3 protein-coding genes are annotated in these 4,713 nt (G+C 38.2%); all 3 read left to right on the top strand.

All coding sequences use genetic code 11. From position 1 onward, the window contains the following. Window positions 1-132 precede the first annotated feature (132 nt). Entirely contained in the window at window positions 133-1,311 is a 1,179-nt protein-coding gene (locus C9J34_RS01445; RefSeq protein ID WP_107838077.1) for a tyrosine-type recombinase/integrase, read from the top strand. A gap of 237 nt (window positions 1,312-1,548) precedes the next feature. After that, window positions 1,549-3,375, top strand: coding sequence for an asparagine synthase (glutamine-hydrolyzing) (asnB, locus tag C9J34_RS01440; protein WP_107838076.1), 1,827 nt, complete (start codon window positions 1,549-1,551; stop codon window positions 3,373-3,375). Window positions 3,376-3,399: 24 nt separating this feature from the next. After that, window positions 3,400-4,374, top strand: coding sequence for a C39 family peptidase (locus C9J34_RS01435; RefSeq protein ID WP_107838075.1), 975 nt, complete (start codon window positions 3,400-3,402; stop codon window positions 4,372-4,374). Window positions 4,375-4,713 lie beyond the last annotated feature (339 nt).

Here is a 4,713-nt window from a genome sequence, read left to right as displayed (position 1 = left end):
AAAACCGTTTATTATATTTATCTTTTTCTCTATAATACAAAGTAGTAACATATCTAAATTGATTGTTACTTAACTTCATTACCCGCTTTAATTCCTATACATGCCGTCAAGCTGGAAAGGAAGAATGGAAAAATGGAGTTATTTAAATCTGAGAAAAATCCTGAAGTATACTATTATTTCACTAAGAAAAATAAAAAACTATGGATGTATAGACATAAATATTATGATAGCTCTGGAACGCGTAGAGAGAAAAAGAAAAGTAGTTTTAAGTCTGAAAAAGATGCAATTAAAGCATTATTTGAAATACAGGCAACCATACTACGGGGAGAAACAAAGCAAATTGAATATGAACATTTAACTGTATCCGAATGGTTTGATACTTGGCTTGAAGCTAATTCAACAAAATGGAAGCCACTTACTATTGTGCAACGTGAAGTCATCATTCGACTTCACATTAAACCCATTCTTGGTAAGTACAAGCTACAAAAACTAGATAAAACTACGTATCAAAGGTTCTTTATTAATTCTTTAGCCAAAAAATATGCAGCAAGTACAGTTAGATCCATTCATACCATCTTTACTATTGCTATTAATGCAGCTGTAGAAGATGAAATTTTGCACCGTAATAAATTTAAAGGGATTGCCCTTCCCTCTTTACGAAAAAAAGAAGCTAAAAAATATTTGACACCTGAAGAACTAAATATTTTTTTACAATGCGCTCAAGAAACTGAAAATGCTACAGTTTATACTATATTGCTTTTAATTGCTTATACAGGGATGAGAAGAGGCGAGGCATTAGCTTTACGTTGGAGCGATATTAACTTTAAATATAATACGATTAACATTATTCGCACACGTAGTAAAGCAGGTACAGGCTCTACTAAAACGTTAAATAGTGAACGAACAATTAAAGTAGACGAGCTGGTTATAGCTCAACTTAAGTCTTATCAAATGACCATGAAGGAACTTTTGTTATCTTATGGGCGAAAACATCAAGAAAGTAATTTTGTTTTCTTATCTATGTTCTCTGGAGAACCGTTAGAAAGTGGAGCGCTAGAACACCCCATTAAAAGGATTATTAAAAAAACAAAATTACCTTACTGTACTGTTCACTCGCTTCGACATACGCATGCAACAATACTAATGAATAATGGCTTCCCTATCAAAGCAATTGCAGACCGTTTAGGGAATACGCCTCAAAGGATTCATACAGTATATGGTCATGTATTAAAAGAAACTGAGGATGCTATTGTAGATGCCTTCACACTTGCTATCAACAAAAGTGGGGCTAAAAGTGGGGCTAATTCCTAGTCAAAGGCGCTTCCCTCCTTTAAAATCAAGCAGTTGACCAACAGCATAGTTTTTAGGCATAATACTACAGTAAGGATTAAAATAAGTACTACGTATGGATATGCTTATTCCATTATTTATGTTTTGATATAACTGAACAGAATCAATGGGTTCTGTCAAAGTAGCTTGACTATAATTATTTGACATATAATCGAAGTACACATTTAAATAGAGATTTTTAAGGGAGATTAAATAAATATGTGTGGATTTACTGGTTTTATTGGTGAGGTTGATAATGCCTCTGCCGTTTTAGAAAATATGATGAATCAAATTATTCACCGCGGTCCTGATAGCGGTGGACAATTTAATGAAGGGATTGCTAACCTTGGCTTCCGTCGTTTAAGCATTATCGACTTAGCGCATGGCTCACAGCCTTTGTTTAATGAGGACGAGTCGCTCGTGTTAATTTTTAATGGGGAAATTTATAATTTCCAAATGATTCGTGAAGATTTAATTGAAAAAGGGCATGTTTTCACAACACAGACAGATAGCGAAATTTTACTGCATGGTTATGAGGAATACGGTTCAAAGCTTGTGCAAAAATTGCGCGGCATGTTTGCCTTTGTTATTTGGGATCGCAATGCACAAAAATTATTTGCGGCGCGTGACCATTTCGGTATTAAGCCATTTTATTACGGGCAAATGAATGACACGCTGTTTTTCGGCTCGGAAATTAAAAGCTTTTTACCGCACCCGCATTTTACGAAAGAATTAAATAAAGAGGCGTTAAAGCCATATTTAACATTCCAATACCCTGTCTTAAATGAAACGTTTTTCAAAGGCATTTTCAAGCTACCTGCCGCGCATCATATGACGTATGAAAATGGGCAGCTAACAATTGAGCGTTATTGGGAGCCCACGTATGCACCTGAAGAGCGTCCACTCGACAAAATTATCGAGGATATTGATGATGCCGTGCGCGAGTCCGTTACAGCACATACCATTGCCGACGTAAAAGTTGGTTCATTTTTATCAAGCGGTGTTGACTCAAGCTATGTCGCAAGTGTATTGCGTCCTGATAAAACATTTACAGTTGGCTTTAGCGCTGAAAACTTCTCTGAAATTGATAATGCCGTTGAGCTGTCAAAAGAGCTGGATATAGAAAATGTCAATGAAACATTAAATCCAGATGAGTGCTTTGCAGACTTAGGAAAAATTCAATATATGATGGACGAGCCGCACTCTAATCCGTCGATTGTACCGCTTTATTATTTGGCACGTTTAGCGCGTGAGCATGTAACGGTTGTTTTGTCTGGTGAAGGTGCAGACGAATTATTCGGCGGCTATGATGAATATACAGATACACCGAATATGAAAAAATTCAAAAGCTTGCCATCGCCAATTCGCGCTTTAGCGAGTATTGCAGGTGCCGTTATGCCAAACAGCAAAATTGGCGGCTTAGCAAGACGTGCAAAGCTACCTGTTGAGCAAACATTTATTGGACAAGCGCGCATTTTTGAGGAATATGAATCTGCCGCAATTTTAACGGATGATTTTAACAATGCCCCTTCTGTAACAGACATCGTGGCTCCTTACTATAAAAAATTCCAAGGGCATGATGATGTAACGAAGAAGCAGCTATTAGATTTAAATTTATGGTTAGTCGATGATATTTTATTGAAGGCAGATAAAATGTCAATGGCTCATTCGATCGAGCTACGTGTACCGCTTCTTGACCGTGAAATGATGGATGTTGCGGCATCTGTGCCAACACGCTACCGCGTCAATGAAGAAAATACAAAATATGCGTTCCGCCAAGCAGCACGTGAGGCATTGCCTGAAGCGTGGGCAAACCGTAAAAAAATCGGCTTCCCTGTGCCAATTCGTCATTGGCTACGCGATGAGAAATATGTGTCACAAGTTCGCGCATTATTTAGCAGCGATGAAGCGGCACAGTTTTTCAACCGCGATAAAATTTTAGCGCTGCTTGATTCACATGTAGCAGGGACGACAAATAGCCAGCGTAAAATTTGGTCGATTTATATGTTCCTTGTGTGGCATAACGAATATTTTGTAAAGCAATAATTTTTCTGAAAGGATGACTGCGAATTGAGACGATTATTTTTAATGACATTACTTTTCGCTCCAGTTGTCCTTTCAGGCTGTCAAAATGCCATCCTTTTACCAGGGACGGTTGAAAACCATGAGGCAGCTAACTTTTCTGATGAGCTGACAGTTTATACAGTGGAATTTTATAGCCGTGTCGCTGTACCACATGTGGAAATTGCTGTTGAACAGCAAGGTCAGACAATTACACGCGCTACATCATCAGCTGATGGCATTGCTAAATTTGCACAATTAATAGAAAATGAAAAATATGAGGCGGTCGTTTATCATGCAAATGGGCAGGAGCAATCACGTACTGCCTTTACCTTTGATAAAAGTAGGCCCAATCTTTTTATTGAAACCATTTATCCTAACTCGCAAGCAGGGTTAGCTGTGCCCATTGTGTTGCAAAACCCAGAGCTGCCTAACGGCTGTGAAATTACGTCATTAACAGCAATGCTCAATTATTTTGGTATTGCTACTGATAAAATGACGATGAAACGTGATTACTTGCCGAGGCAAGTGACAGAAATCCGTAATAATGTGCGATACGGTCCTGATCCAGAGCTTGCCTATGCTGGCAACCCAGCAAGTGCCACAGATGGCTTTTATGTCTTTGCGAATCCCATTGCACAAGCAGCCAACACAATTTTAGCAGAGCAAGCCTCAGCGTTGCGCGCAACGAATATTACGGGAGCTTCTCAAAAGGAAATTGTCAACCTTGTTAAGCAAGGCTACCCTGTTTTAACATGGGTCACAATTGACTGGCAAACACCGCGCACAAATCGCTTTTGGATTGTTGAAGAAACAGGTGAACAGCATCCGATTTATAGTAATTTGCATGCGGTGGTTCTAACAGGAGCTAGCAAAAGCAACGTAACGATTATGAACCCGCTCTATGGCGATGAAGTTATTGATATCAATACGTTTTTCTCAAGCTATGAAGCGCTTGGGGCGCACGCGGTTGTGATCCAATAGATACACTCAAATCAAACTTGCTGGAGAAAATACATTCAATCAATTGAAGAACTTACTCCAGCAAGTTTTTATTTTTAATCCCTATAATTACACAACAGAATCACATAATTTATTTTTGACCTCTAGTTCATCCTATCAAAGCTATATGAACAGCCCCTCTAAATAGATATAATTACCAACAAAGAATTTTATTTCATAGTAACCCTCATTTTTCATTTGATACATTTATGTTACAATAACAAAGAATCCATAAATAAAGTGAACCTTCAATCAGTGGGGGTTTTACTCATCCCCCACTGATTGGTAGTTTCACCAATCGGGTTTTTACAGGCTGTTGAT

The organism is Metasolibacillus meyeri, from assembly GCF_003049505.1.
Lineage (GTDB): Bacteria > Bacillota > Bacilli > Bacillales_A > Planococcaceae > Metasolibacillus > Metasolibacillus meyeri.
This window is presented reverse-complemented; position numbering and strand designations above follow the sequence as displayed.